This window comes from Streptomyces canus, from assembly GCF_001514145.1.
GTDB classification, from domain to species: Bacteria; Actinomycetota; Actinomycetes; order Streptomycetales; family Streptomycetaceae; genus Streptomyces; species Streptomyces canus.
The window spans coordinates 620034-636721 of the sequence record NZ_KQ948656.1; the positions used below are offsets into that span (position 1 = coordinate 620034).

14 protein-coding genes and 1 pseudogene are annotated in these 16688 nt (G+C 70.2%); 8 read left to right on the forward strand and 7 right to left on the reverse strand.

All coding sequences use genetic code 11. From position 1 onward, the window contains the following. Positions 1-560: 560 nt before the first annotated feature. The 4 genes from AQJ46_RS02735 (at position 561) to AQJ46_RS02750 (ending at position 8097) form a co-directional block, all read left to right on the forward strand. A complete protein-coding gene (locus AQJ46_RS02735) occupies positions 561-2546 on the forward strand; it encodes a beta-galactosidase (protein ID WP_059204006.1) in 1986 nt (661 codons plus the stop codon). Between the two features lie 38 nt (positions 2547-2584). Then, positions 2585-4723 (forward strand): alpha-galactosidase, encoded by a 2139-nt coding sequence (locus tag AQJ46_RS02740; RefSeq protein ID WP_059204007.1) that lies wholly within the window; start codon positions 2585-2587, stop codon positions 4721-4723. Between the two features lie 68 nt (positions 4724-4791). Next, positions 4792-6270, forward strand: coding sequence for a glycoside hydrolase family 43 protein (locus tag AQJ46_RS02745; RefSeq protein ID WP_225887218.1), 1479 nt, complete (start codon positions 4792-4794; stop codon positions 6268-6270). Between the two features lie 69 nt (positions 6271-6339). Continuing rightward, complete coding sequence (locus AQJ46_RS02750) at positions 6340-8097, forward strand: cellulase family glycosylhydrolase (RefSeq protein WP_059204009.1); 1758 nt, start codon at positions 6340-6342, stop codon at positions 8095-8097. 134 nt (positions 8098-8231) lie between these two features. Here the strand turns inward: AQJ46_RS02750 and AQJ46_RS02755 are convergent, their stop codons facing one another. Beyond that, complete coding sequence (locus AQJ46_RS02755) at positions 8232-8912, reverse strand: hypothetical protein (protein WP_059204010.1); 681 nt, start codon at positions 8910-8912, stop codon at positions 8232-8234. A gap of 64 nt (positions 8913-8976) precedes the next feature. Between AQJ46_RS02755 and AQJ46_RS57005 the strand changes: the two genes are divergently transcribed. Next, positions 8977-9465, forward strand: a complete 489-nt coding sequence (locus AQJ46_RS57005; protein WP_225887219.1) for a CGNR zinc finger domain-containing protein — start codon at positions 8977-8979, stop codon at positions 9463-9465. On the opposite strand, the pseudogene AQJ46_RS51695 reads toward AQJ46_RS57005, so the two are convergent. From AQJ46_RS51695 to AQJ46_RS02770, 3 genes and pseudogenes are all read right to left on the reverse strand, one after another. Then, positions 9462-9761 (reverse strand): annotated as a pseudogene (locus tag AQJ46_RS51695) (winged helix-turn-helix transcriptional regulator); the annotation flags it as partial. The gene AQJ46_RS57005 and the pseudogene AQJ46_RS51695 overlap by 4 nt on opposite strands. A gap of 111 nt (positions 9762-9872) precedes the next feature. Further along, the gene (locus tag AQJ46_RS02765; protein ID WP_059204012.1) at positions 9873-10229 is read right to left on the reverse strand and encodes an ArsR/SmtB family transcription factor; all 357 of its coding nucleotides are present in this window, start codon (positions 10227-10229) and stop codon (positions 9873-9875) included. A gap of 178 nt (positions 10230-10407) precedes the next feature. After that, positions 10408-11862, reverse strand: a complete 1455-nt coding sequence (locus AQJ46_RS02770; protein ID WP_059204013.1) for an MFS transporter — start codon at positions 11860-11862, stop codon at positions 10408-10410. A gap of 341 nt (positions 11863-12203) precedes the next feature. Between AQJ46_RS02770 and AQJ46_RS02775 the strand changes: the two genes are divergently transcribed. Further along, positions 12204-13112 carry a helix-turn-helix transcriptional regulator gene (locus tag AQJ46_RS02775; protein ID WP_059204014.1) on the forward strand — a complete coding sequence of 303 codons (909 nt, stop codon included), beginning with the start codon at positions 12204-12206 and terminating at the stop codon, positions 13110-13112. A 56-nt stretch (positions 13113-13168) separates the two neighbouring features. On the opposite strand, the gene AQJ46_RS02780 is transcribed toward AQJ46_RS02775, so the two are convergent. After that, positions 13169-13849, reverse strand: coding sequence for an NAD(P)H-dependent oxidoreductase (locus AQJ46_RS02780; protein ID WP_059204015.1), 681 nt, complete (start codon positions 13847-13849; stop codon positions 13169-13171). A gap of 179 nt (positions 13850-14028) precedes the next feature. After that, positions 14029-14184, reverse strand: coding sequence for a DUF6131 family protein (locus AQJ46_RS56080; RefSeq protein WP_167362990.1), 156 nt, complete (start codon positions 14182-14184; stop codon positions 14029-14031). 247 nt (positions 14185-14431) lie between these two features. Between AQJ46_RS56080 and AQJ46_RS02785 the strand changes: the two genes are divergently transcribed. After that, positions 14432-14923, forward strand: a complete 492-nt coding sequence (locus tag AQJ46_RS02785; RefSeq protein WP_059204016.1) for a DUF2975 domain-containing protein — start codon at positions 14432-14434, stop codon at positions 14921-14923. After that, entirely contained in the window at positions 14923-15144 is a 222-nt protein-coding gene (locus AQJ46_RS02790; RefSeq protein ID WP_059204017.1) for a helix-turn-helix domain-containing protein, read from the forward strand. The genes AQJ46_RS02785 and AQJ46_RS02790 overlap by 1 nt, the downstream gene beginning before the upstream one ends. A 258-nt stretch (positions 15145-15402) precedes the next feature. Here AQJ46_RS02790 and AQJ46_RS02795 read toward each other — a convergent pair whose 3' ends face one another. Then, positions 15403-16632 carry an acyl-CoA dehydrogenase family protein gene (locus tag AQJ46_RS02795; protein ID WP_059204018.1) on the reverse strand — a complete coding sequence of 410 codons (1230 nt, stop codon included), beginning with the start codon at positions 16630-16632 and terminating at the stop codon, positions 15403-15405. Positions 16633-16688 lie beyond the last annotated feature (56 nt).

Genomic DNA, 16688 nt, shown 5'->3' on the forward strand with positions numbered 1-16688 from the left:
GAATTGAAGCGCTTCGACGCTGCAATCGGTCTCGTGGAGGCGTCAACGGCCAGGCAGTATGAAAGTTTCTTGGCGTTGATTCTCTTGTTTAGCGAGAAACATGTCATTAACGTTCCCCGCCAGGTGAAGCGCTTCGACGCGCTTCGGACCGCCGATGGGGAAGCGCCGCGTGATGACCAACGAGTTGAACCGGAGGCCGTGGCCCGGGCCACGGAGGTGGCCTGCCTCCCGTCGGCCCGCGGAAGCGGCCGGCGGCCGCAGACCGGGCCACCCCCGCACCCGGAACAGACGTGGCCGCACCCCCGGAAAGCGCTGCAGGCACACCGTGGAGTCGTCAAACTGTGCCCGGCGCAACCGGTCGAGCAGCGCACTCCCGCCCTCACCGCCGTCCCCGGGCCGCAACAGGAACTCGGCGGGGTGGCGGTGGAGCGACCGATGCGCCACCTCACCGCCGCGCCGCGGGGAGCGCATCCGGACGACGAACAAGCGTTGTCCACAGCGCTGCTGACGACACGTCACATCACTGGCTCCCCCAAGTCCCCCGTTCCGAAGGACCAGCCATGACCTCGCGCAGCCTCACCGACCGCCTGGGCGGACTCGCCTTCGGCGGTGACTACAACCCCGAGCAGTGGGACGAAGCGGTCTGGAAGGAGGACGACGAGCTGATGCGCCGGGCCAGGGTCAACCTGACCACGGTCGGCGTCTTCTCCTGGGCCTTGCTGGAACCGGAGGAGGGCCGCTACGACTTCGCCTGGCTGGACGCCCACCTCGACCGGCTCCACGCGAACGGGGTCGCCGTAGACCTGGCCACCCCCACCGCCTCCCCGCCGCCCTGGTTCACCCTCGCCCACCCCGATGCGCTCCCGGTCACCGCGGACGGCATCCGGTACACCCACGGAAGCCGGGACACGTACTGCCTCGCGGCTCCCGCGTACCGGAACGCCGCCCGGCGGATCGCCGGGAAGCTCGCCGAGCGCTACGGCGACCACCCGGTTCTCGCGCTGTGGCACGTGCACAACGAGTACGCCACCCTGTGCCACTGCGACCATACGGCCGCCGCATTCCGGGTGTGGCTGCGCTCCCGTCACAGCACGCTGGACGCTCTCAACACGGCCTGGGGAACGGCCTTCTGGAGCCAGCGCTACACCTCCTGGGAGCAGGTGCTGCCGCCGCGCGCGACGAACTGGCACAGGAACCCCGGCCAGGCACTGGACTTCCGTCGCTACTGGTCCGACGAGGTCGTCGCCGCCTACCGCGAACAGCGCGACGCGATCCGCGCGCACAGCGACCGGCCGGTCACGACCAACCTGATGCTGCCCGCGTACCAGAACGTCGACCTGTGGGCCCTCGCCCGCGAACTCGACGTCGTCAGCTCCGACCAGTACCCGAGTTCGCCCGGCGTGGACGCCGCCGCCGATGTCGCCTTCCACGCCGACCGCGCCCGCTCGCTGGGCGGTGGTCGCCCCTGGCTGCTGATGGAGCAGGGCACCAGCACCGTCTACGACGGCGACCGGATCCTCGCCAAGGAGCCGGGGGACATCCTGCGCCACACCCTCGGTCACATCGCGCGCGGTTCGGAGGGCGCCCTCTTCTTCCAGTGGCGGCAGTCCCGGGCCGGCGCCGAGACCTGGCACTCGGCGATGGTGCCGCACGCGGGGCCCGACAGCCGGATCTTCCGCGAGGTCGCACGGACGGGGGAGGCGGTCGCCCGGCTCGGCGAGCTGGCGGGGTCGACGGTCTCCGCGCCGGTCGCCCTGCTGCACAGCCCGGACGCCTGGTGGGCACTCGGCGTGGACGGCCTGCCCTCGGCGGAACTCGGTTACCACGCGGCGATGGAACAGGCGCACCGGGCGCTGTGGGACTCAGGAGTCACGGTCGACTTCGCGCACCCCGACGACGAGTTGAGCCACTACCCGCTCGTCATCGCCCCGGCCCTGTTCCTGCTCTCCGACGGGTCCGCCGAGAATCTGCGCCGCTACGTCGCGGGCGGCGGAACACTCCTCGTCCAGCACGCGAGCGGCTACGTCGACGACCGTCTCCACGCCCGCCTCGGCGGCTATCCCGCCGCTCCCCTGCGCGAGGCGCTGGGCATCCGGGTCGAGGAGTACCGGCCGCTGCGGCGTGACGAGCGGATCACGTTGTCGGACGGCACGCAGGGCACTGCGTGGAGCGAGTCCCTGCACGCCGAGGGCGCCGAGACACTCGCCACCTACACCCACGGGATGCTCGCGGACAGCCCGGCGGTGACCCGGAACGCCTTCGGCACCGGGCACGGGTGGTACCTCTCGACCCGCCTCGACGACGCCGGCTACGGCGCACTGGTCGCCCGGCTGCTCGGCGAGACCGGAGTGGGCCCCGAGACGCCGGGGCTGCCCCCGCAGGTCGAGGCCGTCACCCGGTACGCCGCGGAAGGCCGCCGCTGGCAGTTCCTGATCAACCACGGCACCGAGTCCGTGCCCCTCCCCGAGCCCGCACACGACCTGCTCACGGGCGGCACGGTCGCCGAACTGGCCGCAGGCGGCAGCGCCGTACTCCGTATCGCCTGAGCCAAGTCTCCCTCTTCCCTCGCTTCGGAAAGGCAGCAATGACCAGCGCACCCCCGATCGTCCGATGGGGCCACCGGGCTCTGGAGGCCGAGATCGTCGTCGGTGAGGACGGCAACGCCCGCCTCACCCGCCTCGGCGTCCCCGGCGACCTGTCTCCCGAGCGGCGGTCGTGGCCTCCGCTGCCCCTGGTGGAGGTGACGGCGGCGGGCCACGGCCGCGCCTGGTCGGGTGGGCGCCTCATCGACTCGTACATCGGCGGGCGGCTGCGTCACCGCGCGCACCGTGCGACCCGCGACGGCGACTGGCATGTGCTCACCGTCGAACTCCACGACCCGGAGACCGGGCTCGTCGCCGAAGTGACCTACCGCTCGCCGGACGGAGTGCCCGTACTGCGCAGCGAGGTGGTCCTGCGCAACGAGGGGGACGCCACCCTGCACCTGGAGTCCGTCTCCTCCGTCGTCGTCGGTCCCCTCGCCGACGGCCCGGAGGCCATCGACGGCGCCGACCTGCTGTGGGCCGAGAACGACTGGGTCGCCGAGTGCCGCTGGCAGCGCCGGCCGATGCGGGTGACCTCGCCGGTCCTCGCCGGCCGCGTGGTCTACGACAACGGCAAGGGCGAGTGCGCTCAGACCGGGCGGGGTGTGTGGTCGAGCTGCGGCCGGCTGCCCATGGGAGGCCTGACCGACCGTCGCACGGGCCGCACGTGGCTGTGGCAGATCGAGCACAACGGAGGCGGCTGGCACTGGGAGTGCGGCGAGCGCGACACGCTGGCCTACCTCGCCCTGTTCGGCCCGACCGACACCCACCACGGCTGGCGGCATCCGCTGGAGCCGGGTGCGGAGTTCCGCACCGTGCCCGTCGCCCTCGCGTTCAGCGATGCCGGGGGCCCGGACGAGGCGTTCGCCGCGCTCACCCGCTATCGCCGGGCCGCCCGCCGCCCGCACGCCGACCACCTGCGGCTCCCGGTCATCTTCAACGACTACATGAACTGCCTGATGGGCGACCCCACCACGGAGAAGCTGCTGCCGCTGATCGACGCGGCGGCCGAGGCGGGCGCGGAGTACTTCGTCATCGACGCCGGCTGGTACGACGGCGAGAACGGCGGCTGGTGGGACAGCGTAGGAGCCTGGGAGCCGGCCGCGTCCCGGTTCCCCGGCGAACGCGGGATCCACGAGGTGCTGGACCGCATCCGGGAGCGCCGCATGGTGCCCGGTCTGTGGCTGGAGCCGGAAGTGATCGGCGTCCGCAGCCCCATCGCCAAGTCCCTTCCGGACGAGGCGTTCTTCCGCCGGGACGGCGTCCGCGTCACCGAGACCGGCCGCCACCACCTGGACCTGCGCCACCCCGCAGCCCGTGCCCACCTGGACCAGGTCGTGGACCGCCTGGTCGGCGAGTGGGGCGTCGGCTACCTCAAGCTCGACCACAACATCGACCCCGGCTCCGGCACCAGCGCCCACCCCGGCGAGACCCCGGGCGCCGGACTGCTCGGCCACAACCGGGCGCACCTCGAATGGCTCGACGGCATCCTGGACCGCTATCCGCACCTGGTGGTGGAGAACTGCTCCTCCGGGGGTATGCGCTGGGACTACGCGCTGCTGTCCCGACTGCAACTGCAGTCCACCAGCGACCAGCAGAACCTCCAGCTCTACGCCCCCATCGCGGCCTCCGCGCCCACCGCCGTCACCCCCGAACAGGGCGCCGTATGGGCCTATCCGCAGCCGGAGGACTCCCTCGACGAGGTGGCCTTCACCATGGCCAACGCCCTCCTCGGCCGCATCCATCTGTCCGGGCTGCTCCCGGACCTGCCGCCCGAGGCCCGTGCCCTGGTCCACGAGGCCGTCACCGTGTACAAGGCCATCCGGACCGACCTGGCCCAGGCCGTGCCCGCGTGGCCGCTGGGCCTGCCGGCCTGGGACGACGCGTGGCTCGCCCTGGCGCTCCACACGCCGGCCACCACTTATCTCACGGTCTGGCGCCGCCCCGGTGCGCAGACCACCGCCACCCTCCAGCTGTCTCATCTGCACGGCCGCGCGGCCCGCGTCGACGTGCTCTACCCCGCCGCGAGCCAGGCCGTCGCCTCCTGGCATCCGGACACCGCCGACCTCACCCTCACGCTGCCCGCTGCGCCTTCCGCGGTGCTCCTGCGCCTCGCCCACGCGGCCTCGGACACCCCCTGAACACGCCGACTCACCTTATTCCGAAGGGACTTGACCGAGTGCCAGAGACACTGCGGGGGGATGCCACCGTGGCCAACCCCGTCATCCCCGGCTTTCACCCCGACCCCAGCGTCTGCCGCGTGGGAGACGACTACTACCTCGTCTGCTCCAGCTTCGAGTACTTCCCCGCCATCCCCGTCTTCCACAGCCGTGACCTGGTCCACTGGACGCAGCTCGGCAACGCCCTGGACCGGCCGAGCCAGCTCGGCCTCACCGCCGCCCCGTCGTCCGGCGGCATCTACGCCCCCACCCTGCGCCATCACGACGGCCGCTTCTGGCTGATCGTCACCAATGTGACCGAGGGCGGCGGCAACATGCTGTTCACCGCCACCGACCCCGCCGGCCCCTGGTCCGATCCCGTCCGCCTGCCCGGGGTTCCGGGCATCGACCCGGACCTGGCCTGGGACGAGGACGGCACCTGCTGGTGCACCTCCGCGGGCGGCGCACAGGTCCGCATCGACCCGTACACCGGGGAGACCTTCGGAAAGCCGTACAAGGTCTGGGCCGGAACTCCCGGTGCGATGGCTCCCGAGGCCCCGCACCTGTATCGCATCGGCGCCTACTGGTATCTCCTCATCGCGGAGGGCGGCACCGAGCGCGGTCACGGTGTCTCGATCGCCCGCGGACGGACGCCCGACGGCCCCTTCGAACCGTGCCCGGACAACCCGGTCCTCACCCACCGCGGCACCCACCACCCCGTCCAGAACACCGGGCACGCGGACCTGGTCCAAGGCCCTGACGGCTCCTGGTGGATGGTGCTGCTCGGCGTCCGGCCGCGCGGCGGCACCCCCGGCTGGCACGTGCTGGGCCGCGAGACCTTCCTCGCGCCGGTGAAGTGGGTGGACGACTGGCCCGTCGTCGACGAGGTGCCGTCCGTCCTGCCCGTGCCCGCCTGGCCGCTCGTCCCCGGCCCCGCAGAGGAGGTCCGGGACGACTTCGACCTCAGCGAGCTGCGGCCCCAGTGGATCTCCGTACGCGACCGTCCCGCCGAGTACTGCACCACCAAGGAGCGGTCCGGCCAACTGACCCTGCGCGCTCGCGGCGAGTCCCTGGACGAGCCGGACGTCGTGTTCGTCGGCCGCCGCCAGGAGCACCTGTCCTGCCGGGTGCGGGCCCTGATCGACCCGGCCGAGGGGCGCGGTGGTCTCGCCGTCCGCCTGGACGAGGAGCACCACTACGAGATCGAGGCGGCCGAGGGCGAGGTGCGTGTCCTCAGCCGTGTCGGAACGCTGCGCACGGTCGTGGGATCACGGTCCGTGCCCGCCGGTCCCGTGGTGCTCCGCCTTCAGGTCTCCGACGCCCCTCCCAAGGGCCCCCGCACCGGTCCCGACGTCCTCGCGCTCGGCATCGAGGAGTCGGACGGCACCTTCACCGCTCTCGGTGAGCTCGACGGCCGCTACCTGTCGACCGAGGTGGCCGGTGGCTTCACCGGACGGGTCATCGGCCTGTACGCGGCGGCCGGCACGGTCCACTTCGACTGGTTCGACTACGAGCCGGTCGCCCCCTGAAACCAGTTGCCTTGAACTCCATTCCCCCCACGGGCGGAACGTCCGCTCACCAGCAGAAAAGGATCGAAGATGAAGGGAACGCACTCCCCCACCGGCCGCCGCAGAAGCGACCCCGGCCGGCTGCTCGGCTTCGTGGTGGCGCTGATCGCCGCGATCGGGCTGACCAGCACCGCCGCCTTCGCGGCACCGGCCCACAAGGACGCGTCCACAGCACTCGGCTCCAAGGCTCTCAGCCCCATGAGCGCCGTGGCCGCGATGCAGCCCAGCTGGAACCTGGGCAACAGCCTGGACGCCATCCCTGACGAGACGTCCTGGGGCAACCCCGCGGTCACCAAACCCCTGTTGGACACCATCAAGGCCCAGGGCTTCCGCAGCGTCCGCATTCCCGTCACCTGGTCGGGCCACCAGTCCGCCACGGCCCCGTACACCATCGACGCGACCTGGATGAACCGCGTCAAGCAGGTGGTCGACTGGGCGCAGGCGGACGGTCTCTACGTCGTGCTCAACGTCCATCACGACTCGTGGCAGTGGATCTCCTCCATGCCCACCGACCACGACAACGTCCTGGCCCGCTTCAAAGCCACCTGGACGCAGATATCCGCCAAGTTCAAGGACTCCTCCCAGACCCTGCTCTTCGAGAGCAACAACGAGCCGCAGTTCAACAACACCACCGACGCCCAGGGCATCCAGTACAACGACGAACTGAACACCGCGTTCCACACCATCGTGCGCCAGTCCGGCGGCAACAACGCGACCCGTCTGCTCGTGCTGCCCACCCTGCACACCAATTCCGGGCAGACCTTCCTGGACGCCCTGTCCAGCGAGATGAAGTCGCTGAACGACCCCAACCTCGTGGTCACGGTGCACTACTACGGCTACTACCCGTTCAGCGTGAACGTCGCGGGCGGCACGCGCTTCGACGCCACCTCGCAGCAGGACATGACCGACAACTTCAACCGGCTCCGCGCCACCTTCACGTCCAAGGGGATCCCCGTCTACCTCGGTGAGTACGGGCTGCTGGGGTACCCCGACAGCAACCACCCCTCCCGCGTCGAACGGGGCGAGGCCTTCAAGTACTTCGAGCAGTTCGGCTACGAGGCCCGCGCCGCCGGAGTGACCACGGCCCTGTGGGACCCCGGAACGTTCGCCTACCTGAGCCGCACCACACTGCAGTGGACCGACCCCGAGCTGATCAACCGGATCAGGTCGAGCTGGACCACCCGCTCGGGAACCGCCTCCTCCGACCAGGTCTTCCTGGCGAAGTCCAGTGCGATCACGGCCCAGACGCTCACCCTCAACCCCAACGGCCTCACATTCCGTGGCCTTTGGCAGGGCAGTACACAGCTCGCCCAGGGCCGGGACTACACCGCCTCCGGCAACCAGCTCACCCTCACGGCCTCCGCGCTGACCCGACTGGCCGGCGACCGCGCCTACGGGACCAACGCGACGATCGAGGCCAGGTTCTCCGCCGGTCTCGCCTGGCCGATCCGAGTGATCACCTACGACCGGCCGGTGCTCTCCAACGCCACCGGCACCACCGGCGGTCTCACCGTCCCCACCCAGTACCGCGGTGACCAGCTCGCGACCATGGAGTCCACCTATGCCGACGGCACCAACGCCGGCAACACCGACTGGACCCCCTACCAGGAGTTCAACGGCGCCTTCTCCCCCGACTACTCCAACAACGCCCTCACTCTCACCCCTGACTACCTCAACGCACTGCGTGACGGCGCGCCGGTGACACTCACCTTCCACTTCTGGAGCGGAGCCACCGTGACGTACCACGTGACGAAGTCCGGCAGTTCGGTGACCGGCACCGTCGGCTGACGGCCCCTCGCCTGAACGAGCAGGTCGGCGAACTGCCCCTGCGGGACGGGCAGTTCGCGGACCCGCCATTCGGGACGCAAGCGGCATCCAACTCGGTTTCCGATCCGGCACGACCTGCTGGAAGGGTCGGCGGATCAGTCCTCGGACAGGAGCCAGCCGATGCGCAGTTCTTCCGCACCTGGGCGGAATACCTGCATGAGCTCGGCGCGCTCGGGGTCGTCTTCGGGGAGGTTGTCGGCGAGGAGGGCCTGCGCGGCGATGGTCTGGGGCCGGGCGCCGAGCGCGGCGCGCAGGTGGAGTGAGCGGCGCAGCATCGCGATCCGCTCGGCGGGTTCCTTGTGCGGTGCGAGATGCCGGATGATGTAGGACTCGAAGTAGCCGTCGCCGGACTTCGTCGCGATCTCGAGAGCTGTCTCGTAGCGCGGGACGGCGCCGGCGGGGTCCTCGTCGATGTTGTCCAGCAGGACGGCCCAGTGGTACTCGGCCCAACCGCGCAGCTTCTCGTCGCCGCTCTCAGCCGCCGCGCGGTAGCCGGCCTCGGCCACGGCGCGGTCGTCGGCGCGGGGGTCGCGCCGGAACAGCAGGCGACTGTAGGCCAGTCGCGCCGTGAGCAAGTGCGCGGTCGGCGATGCGGGATCGAGCGCCGCGACCGCCTTCTCGGCCTCCTCATGACCCTCGACCCGGAAGAACCAGCGGTCGACGGCGATCTCCGCGCGCAGCTCGGGCTCGGCGTCCGGGTCCAAGGCGGCGAGCGCGGCGTCCCACTCCCCGAGCAGCTGCAGGCGGCGGGCCACGTAGGTGTCATCAGATAGCATGGCGCCTACATTAAGAAGCGGCGATGTAGGTGGTCAAGTGCAGTACGGTGACTACATTGGGAACGTGACACGGTTGGCCGTCGAGCTGGCCAATACCGGGACCCTCGACCAGCGCGGCGAACTGGTCGCCGCGTTCTTCGCAGAGCACGAGGTCACTCCGCCGCCGGGCGGCGACTACGGCGAGCTGCCGGACCTCGTGCGCACGGCCCTGGCGCAGTCGGTCGACGGCGCCGCCCCCGAAGCCGTGCACCGCCTGCTGCGCGAGTATCCGCCGGAAATGCATCTGTCCGACCACGACGGCCTCGGCTGGCACGTCCACTTCAGCCGCAACGGCACCCCGGCCAAGCGCTGGGTCGGCCAGCTGATCGCCGCCAAGCTCGCCCTTGTCGCGGCCGGGGATCCGGCGGTGACACTGGGGCGGTGTGCCGGGGCCGGGTGCGGAAACTACTTCGTGGACCAGTCACGGAACCGGACGCGCCGATTCTGCTCCAACGCGTGCGCGAGCCGGACGACGGTCGCGGCCCATCGGGCCCGGGCGGCGAAAAACTCCTAGCAGAGCCTGTTGTGGAGTCGCTCACTCTGCCAGGGACTTGGTGGTGGCGCATTCGGCTCCTGCGCAGCCATGACTTCCTCGCCATACTCGAAGGCCCATGCTCCGACAGCGTCGATGGGCGCCAGCAAAGTCCGCCCCAGGGTGGTGAGTCGGTACTCAACTCGCGGTGGTGCTCCGGGGTGTGCCTGCCGGTCCACCCATCCCTTGGACTGCAGGCGCCGCAGCGTCTCGGTGAGGACCTTGGAGCTGATTCCCCCGATCTGCTCTGGCCTATGCCGCCGGACCGGGACACGAGGAATCAGAAGGCGCCGGAAAGCCGGAGACGTGCCGGTTGCACGACCGTCGAACTGAGCACCGCACTGTCCAGCTTGGGTAAGACAGGGGAAGCCGAATGTCTCCTCTGGAGCTCACGGGGACAGGAGATCTCCGGCGCGCGCCCCGACCTCCCGCTTGAGCTCCTCGACGAGCAAGGCGATGCGCTCTTCGTCGCGCCGGTAGTGGGTCCACTTCCCGACCCGCGTGGAGCGCACGAGACCCGCGCGTTCGAGCACCGCCATATAGGCCGAGACCGTGGACTGGGCGAGTCCGGTCTTGGCCTGGATGTGGCTGACACAGACACCGACCTCGCGCGGATCGGTGACAGCCGGATCGACCGGAAAGTGCTCTTCCGGTTCACGCAGCCACTGAAGCACCTGGAACCGCACGGGGTTGGCGAGCGCCTTGAGGGGTTCGATCAGGGTCGCGAGGTCGCCTGTCACGGGCATGTCGTCATGCGCCTTCCGGTGCTGAAGCGGAGCCGACTGTGGCCACATCGACGATAATCGATGCGTTGCGGCTGCGCGAGCCGCCGCTCGGCGCCGAGCGCCGGGGCTCCCTCCCCGGCGACCGGCGACCGGCGACCGGCGAAGGGACGGTACCCGGGTGGCTCGTACCGCCTGCCGGTCACTGCGTGGTCAACCGGTCTCCGCGCAGGAACACGGCACTGGCGAGCAGGCCGAGGAGCACCACGGCGGCGTTCACCGCGATCGCCACCTTCAGACCGCCGAGGACGGCCGAGGCTCCGGTGCCGGCCATGGCGGCGGTGACGACGGCGCTCATGATCGGCGTACCCATCGTGATGCCGACCTGCTGGGTCATGGTGGCGAGGCCGGTGGCCAGACCCTGCTCGTGGTGGGCGAGCCCCGAGGTGGCGGTCACCATGAAGCCCACGATGGCGAGCATGTTGCCGACACCGCCGAAGAAGCCGGCGACCAGCATCAGCCACATCCACGAGCGGTCGTCGCCGAGGCCGACCAGGGCCGTGGTGAACACGGTTTGCAGAACGCCACCCACGATCAGCGTCCGCTTGGTACCGATCTTCCCGATGACCTTCGAGGCCGTGACGCCTCCGGTCACCGTTCCCAGGCCGAGGAAGCCGAAGGACAGGCCGGCGACGAGCGCGGGGTAGCCGAGGACTTCCTGCAGGTAGAGGGTCAGTGGGAAGATCAGGGAGGTGAAGGTGGCGAACGCGATCAGACCGGCGACGTTGCCCCAGGCCACCGACCGCCTGCCGAGCACACTGAGCGGCACCAGCGGCGCGGACACGTTGCGCTCGACGACGTAGAAGATCACCAGCAGCACCACGCCCGCCGCCTGCGACAACAGGGCGCCTGCCGAGCCCCAGCCCTTCTCGCCCGCCTGGGTGAGCCCGAAGATGATGGCCAGCAGACCGAGCGTGACGCTGACGGCGCCGGGCAGGTCCAGCTTGGGGCGCTCGTCGAGGCGGGACTCCTTGATGATCCTCGGGGCGATGATCAGCACGGCGAGCACGACGGGCACGTTGATGAAGAACGCCCACCGCCACGACAGCAGGTCGGTGAGCACGCCGCCGAGGATGGCGCCGGTGGTGAACCCGCTGGACATCAGTGCCCCGTTGAGGCCGAGCGCCTTCTGGCGCAGCGGGCCCTCCGGGAACGAGGTCGTCATCAGCGACAGCGCCGCGGGGGTCACGGCGGCGGTGGCCAGCCCCTGGAAGACGCGGGCCGTGATGAGCATCTCCGGGTTCTGTGCCAGCCCGCCCATGAGGGAGGCCGCGCCCAGGACCACGAGGCCGCCGAGGAACACCCGGCGGCGGCCGAACAGGTCCGCGACCCGGCCGAAGAGCAGGGTGAAGCCGGCCGCGCACAGTGCGAACGAGGTGCCGATCCACTGCAGGTGCGCCAGCGAGAAGCCCAGGCCGTTGCCGATGACCGGCAACGCCACGTTCAGGATGGCGAAGTCCACGGCCAGCATGAACTGCGTCGCGAGCAGCAGTACCAGCACCAGCCGGAGCCGGGGGGTGAGTTCGGCTTCGGCTGGTGTCGTGTCGACGGCTTGGCCGGACGCGGTACCGGCCGCCTCCGTATCAGTGACAGACATGACGTCGAGTCCTTTTCCTCAGGGTTCCTGACACGCGGCACGCTCGGTCGCGTCACGCGCTGTTACGGAAAAGGATCTGCGGCGCCCGGATTCCCAGCCAGAACCCTGCCTTGCACAGCCATCACGAGGGTGGTCATCACACGACTACCCTTATGGCTACCGGCCCTTGGGTCCGACGGGCATCCTGGGAGGTCAGTGACCACGGCCCACGCACTCCCCCGACCGCCACGAGGGTAGTCATGACAGCACCGTCCTTACCGCTCCGGGCACTTCGGGCCCGGTCGGCGGCACGGGAAGCCAGGGGCAACGGCCCGACGCACTCCGTCGACCTGGAGGCATGAATGGTCGCCCCGTCCGAGCTGGGAGACTTCCTCAAGTCGCGCCGCGCCGCGCTGCGTCCCGAGGTAGTGGGCATCACCCCGCACCCGTCCCGCCGCCGTGTCACCGGGCTGCGCCGCGAGGAACTGGCGATGCTGGCCAACGTCAGCATCACCCACTACACCCGCCTCGAACAGGGCCGCGCCGGCAACGCCTCCGACGGTCTGCTGGAGGCGATCGCGCGCACCCTGCGCCTCACCGACGACGAGACGGCCCATCTGAAGGACCTCGCCCGTCCCGCGGCCGCGTCGTCCCGCCCCGCACCGCCCAGAGTGGCGCACGCCAGTGCCTCGGCCCGGCAGCTTCTGAAGGCCATGACCGACGTACCGGCTGTCGTCATGGACCGGCGCAACGACGTCCTCGCCTGGAACCACCTGGGGCACGCCCTGCTCGCCGGACACCTGGCGCCCGAGAGCCCCGACACGCCCGGCGACCGCCCCAACCTGACGCGGATGCTCTTCCTGGACGAGCAGTACCGGGAGTTGTACACGAACTGGGACGAACAGGCCCAACTCGCCGTGGCCGCCCTGCGTCTGGTCGCCGGCCGCCATCCCGACGACCGCTCGCTGGCCGACTTCATCGGCCAACTCACCATGAAATGCGATGAGTTCGCCTCTCTGTGGGACCAGCACCCGGTGCGCACCTGTACCTCCGGAGTGAAGCGCCTGCGTCACCCGCTGGTCGGTGCGATGGAACTCAGCTTCGAGAATCTCGTCATCCCGGGAACCTCGGGCCAGCGCCTGATCGCCTACACGGCCGAGCCCGGCTCACCGTCGGAGGCGGCGCTGCGGCTCCTGGGCAGCGCGACGGCTCCGGAGGCCCGGAACCGGGCAACGGTACGGCGTGACGTCACCGCCTCTCCGGTACGGTGACGCAGGCCCCGGTCAGACGCCGAGCAGGCCGGTGCCTGCGTGGACCTGTCGCGCCGTCAACCGACGGCGGAGAGGGGAGCCGTCGCGGTGCGCGCCACGGACTCCTTGACGGCCTTCAGCGCCACCGCCCGCTCCTCGTCGGTCAGGTGGGCCGGTCCGTAGGTGATCACGGGTTCGAGGACCTGGTAGCCGACGAACTCCAGCATTCCGCGGTGGATGTGGAACAGGAAGTCGTCCACCGCGCCGAAGGCGCCACCAGGCCGGAACGCCTCACTGGAGCCACCGGTCGTGAACAGCAGCATCGCCCGCTTGCCTGCGAGCGCGGCGTCGCCGAAGAGTCCGTGGTCCCCGCCGAAGACGGCACCCATGACGAACACCCGGTCGATCCACCCCTTGAGGATGGCCGGCAGCGAGAACCACCACAGCGGAAAGGACAGCACGAGAAGATCGGCGGCGAGCAGCCGCTCCAGATGGTCCTTGACGGCCTCGTCGAGGGTGCCGTCCCGGACCGCGCGCATCTGCTCGGCCTGCGGCTTGAACGGACCGTCCACAGGGGGGAACTCCTCACGGGCGAGGACCGGGGCCCAGGCGTCGTTGTAGAGGTCCAGGATGTCGACTTGGTAACCGGCGCCACGGAGAGACTGAGCGGCGGTGGCCATCTGGGCGGTGCTGAACGAGTCGGGCTCGGGATGAGCGTGAACGATCAGGGCGGTGGGAACGGCAGCGGAGGTCGGCATGCCGAGATCATATCGATGCATTGCGATACGTCAATGCGTAGGGCTTGCGCCGCCCGGACGGCTGCGCCGGCATCAAGAAGCGGTGGTCGCCGACCATGGTCGGCGACCACCGCTTCTTGATGCCGGCGGCGCGGCCTCCTCGCTCGGCCGGCTCAGGCGCCGTTCGATGACCGTCGCGGTCACCAATAGTGGCGTCGGCCGGCGACGGCGTGCCCCATGGACCCCATCAGCCAGAAAACGGCGCCGACCACGGCCAGGATGATGCCGAGCGTCCACAAGATCGATACACCGGTGAGGAAACCGATGACAAGCAGAATGATGCCGAGCGCGATCATGACGTACCTCCTGGCGTGAGCCGATGTGTTACCACCCGAGTGCCCCGAACCGGCAACCTCACCCCACCCCGGCAAGCAAGAAGCAAGCACCGACGGGACTTTGGGCAGGGATCGCCTCTCGGCCCCGCTCGCCGACCTCCTGATGCACAGCACTTGCTCGGCAACATCCCGCCCCTCCCAACTCCCACCTTGCCTTACCTATCGAATTTCGATAGGTTTCCATCGCGATTCGATGGAAGGACGGGACATGGGAAAGCTGACCGTGGGTGCGCTGCGTGTCGTGCTCGTGGTGGTGCTCGCCGGAACCGCGTTGGTACAGGCGTTGATGGTGTGGACATTGGTCAGTGGGAACGACCCGGAGGACGGGTCGCTCCCACTGACCGCACTGCGCGTGATCACGATCCTGGGCATGGTGTCGGTCCAGGTCGCCGCGGTCTGCGTGGGGCGGTTGGTGACGATGGTGCGACGCGGAACCGTGTTCTCCCACGCCGCCTTCCGGTACGTGGACGGGGTGATCGGCGCGATCGTGGCGGCCGCCCTCGTGTGGTTCGCGGTCACCCTCGTCAATGCGCCGGGCCAGCGGGACGACCCGGGCGTCACCGTCATCATGGGCGGCATCGGCGTGGCCATCCTGGGCGTCGCGCTCATCGTGCTCGTGCTGCGGATGCTGCTCGCCCAGGCCGTTGCTCGCGACGTCGAAGCGGCGCAGATGCAGGCCGAGTTGGACGAGGTGATCTGATGCCGATCGCCGTCGACATCGACGTGATGCTGGCCAGGCGGAAGATGTCCGTGGGTGAACTCGCGGACCTCGTGGGGATCACGCCCGCCAACCTGGCGGTACTCAAGAACGGCCGCGCCAAGGCGGTACGCTTCGCGACGCTCGCCGCCCTCTGCGAGGTGCTCGAGTGTCAGCCTGGCGACCTGCTGCGCTGGGAGGCCGAGGACGCCGCGGGCGAATGACGTACCTCAGAGCGGGCGGGACCACCGGCCCCGGCTCGTCCCCCGGACCGCCCTCGCGCCGCGCGCGACCCAGGTTCGGCAACCGTCGCCCGCGTCACGACCGCCGACCCCCTCACCCCGCCGCCGCACCGCGCCGACCTGTCGACCTGTCGACCGGCCAACTGTCCCTGATGCCTGGCGCTGTCCCACATCAACGACGCCGGGTACTGACGGAGCTGTAGTCAATGAGCAGAAACTACGGCCGCGGGTGACGTCCCCTCAGGATCCGGCAGGTCCGGAGGATCCGGCCGGACGAGCCTGCCGGTACGGCTTCACCACGCGGCGGGCGATGGCGAACCGGTGGGTCTCGGACGGGCCGTCGTAGATCCGGAACGGCCGCACCTCCCGGATCAGACGCGCCAGCGGGGCGTCCGAGGCCGAGATGCCGAGCGCCCCGCAGATCTGCACCGCCCGGTCGACCACCCGGCCCACCGCCTCCGCCACGAAGACCTTGGACACCGAGGAGAACTGCGCGGCGGCCCTGGAGCCGGTGTCCAACTCCCATGCGGTACGCCAGATCAGCGCGCGGCTCGCCTCGATGTCGATCTCGGAGTCGGCGAGCATCTGCTGCACCATGCCGAGGTCGCCCAGCAGTGAGCCGAAGGCCTCACGGCTTCCCGCGTGCTGCAGCGCGACGTCCTGGGCGCGGCGTGCGGACCCGAGCCAGCGCATGCAGTGCGTCAGCCGGGCGGGGCCGAGGCGGACCTGGGCGTTCTCGAAGCCGCGGTCCACCTGGCCGAGCACCTGTTCCTCGGCCACCACGCAGTCCTCGAACACGATCTCGCCGTGACCGGCGAAGAAACTCTCGTCCAGGGTGTCGATGTTCCTGACGATGCGCATGCCGGGGGTGCCGGCGTCGACGAGGAACATGGTCGCGCCGCCCGGGCTGCCGGGGCCGCCCTCGGTGCGAGCCATCACGATGGTGAAGTCGGCACCGCCGGCCCCGGTGATGAACCACTTGCGCCCGTCGATGCGCCAGCCGCCGGGAACCCGCACGGCCGTGGTCCGCAGCGCCCGGGGGTCGGCGCCGGCGCCGGGGGCCGGTTCGGTCATCGCGAAGCAGGAACGGTACTCACCGGCAGCCAGCGGACGCAGATAGCGCTCCTGCTGCTCCTCGGTGGCCACCTTCTCCAGCAGGTGCATGTTCCCCTCGTCCGGAGCCGCACAGTTCAGTGCCAGCGGGCCGAGCACCGAGTACCCGGCGGCTTCGAACACCACGGCCTGCCCCCGCAGGTCCAGGCCGTGCCCGCCCCATCGTTCGGGAAGGTGCGGCGCGAAGACGCCCGCCTCACGGGCACCCTTCTGCAGGGTCTCCCGCAGTGCCTGCGGAGCGTCGTGGACGGACCCGCCGCACTCGCGCTCGGCCGGGATCACCACGTCGCGGACGAATTCGGCGGTGGCCTCGGCGAGCCGGGCTACGGACGGATCGACATCGAACTGGATCGGCATGGTTCCTCCGGCCGACGGGCGTACGGGCGCCGGTGCCCGTCGCGTCGTAGAAACTG

Bases quoted from the DNA above. Each gene is read 5' to 3' on its own strand.
- AQJ46_RS02740 (WP_059204007.1), top strand. From the start codon at position 2,585: ATGACCAGCGCACCCCCGATCGTCCGATGGGGCCACCGGGCTCTGGAG.
- AQJ46_RS02770 (WP_059204013.1), bottom strand. From the start codon at position 11,862: ATGTCTGTCACTGATACGGAGGCGGCCGGTACCGCGTCCGGCCAAGCC.
- AQJ46_RS56080 (WP_167362990.1), bottom strand. From the start codon at position 14,184: ATGATCGCGCTCGGCATCATTCTGCTTGTCATCGGTTTCCTCACCGGT.
- AQJ46_RS02785 (WP_059204016.1), top strand. From the start codon at position 14,432: ATGGGAAAGCTGACCGTGGGTGCGCTGCGTGTCGTGCTCGTGGTGGTG.
- AQJ46_RS02755 (WP_059204010.1), bottom strand. From the start codon at position 8,912: ATGCTATCTGATGACACCTACGTGGCCCGCCGCCTGCAGCTGCTCGGG.
- AQJ46_RS02750 (WP_059204009.1), top strand. From the start codon at position 6,340: ATGAAGGGAACGCACTCCCCCACCGGCCGCCGCAGAAGCGACCCCGGC.
- AQJ46_RS02790 (WP_059204017.1), top strand. From the start codon at position 14,923: ATGCCGATCGCCGTCGACATCGACGTGATGCTGGCCAGGCGGAAGATG.
- AQJ46_RS02735 (WP_059204006.1), top strand. From the start codon at position 561: ATGACCTCGCGCAGCCTCACCGACCGCCTGGGCGGACTCGCCTTCGGC.
- AQJ46_RS02765 (WP_059204012.1), bottom strand. From the start codon at position 10,229: ATGCCCGTGACAGGCGACCTCGCGACCCTGATCGAACCCCTCAAGGCG.
- AQJ46_RS02775 (WP_059204014.1), top strand. From the start codon at position 12,204: ATGGTCGCCCCGTCCGAGCTGGGAGACTTCCTCAAGTCGCGCCGCGCC.
- AQJ46_RS02780 (WP_059204015.1), bottom strand. From the start codon at position 13,849: ATGCCGACCTCCGCTGCCGTTCCCACCGCCCTGATCGTTCACGCTCAT.
- AQJ46_RS02795 (WP_059204018.1), bottom strand. From the start codon at position 16,632: ATGCCGATCCAGTTCGATGTCGATCCGTCCGTAGCCCGGCTCGCCGAG.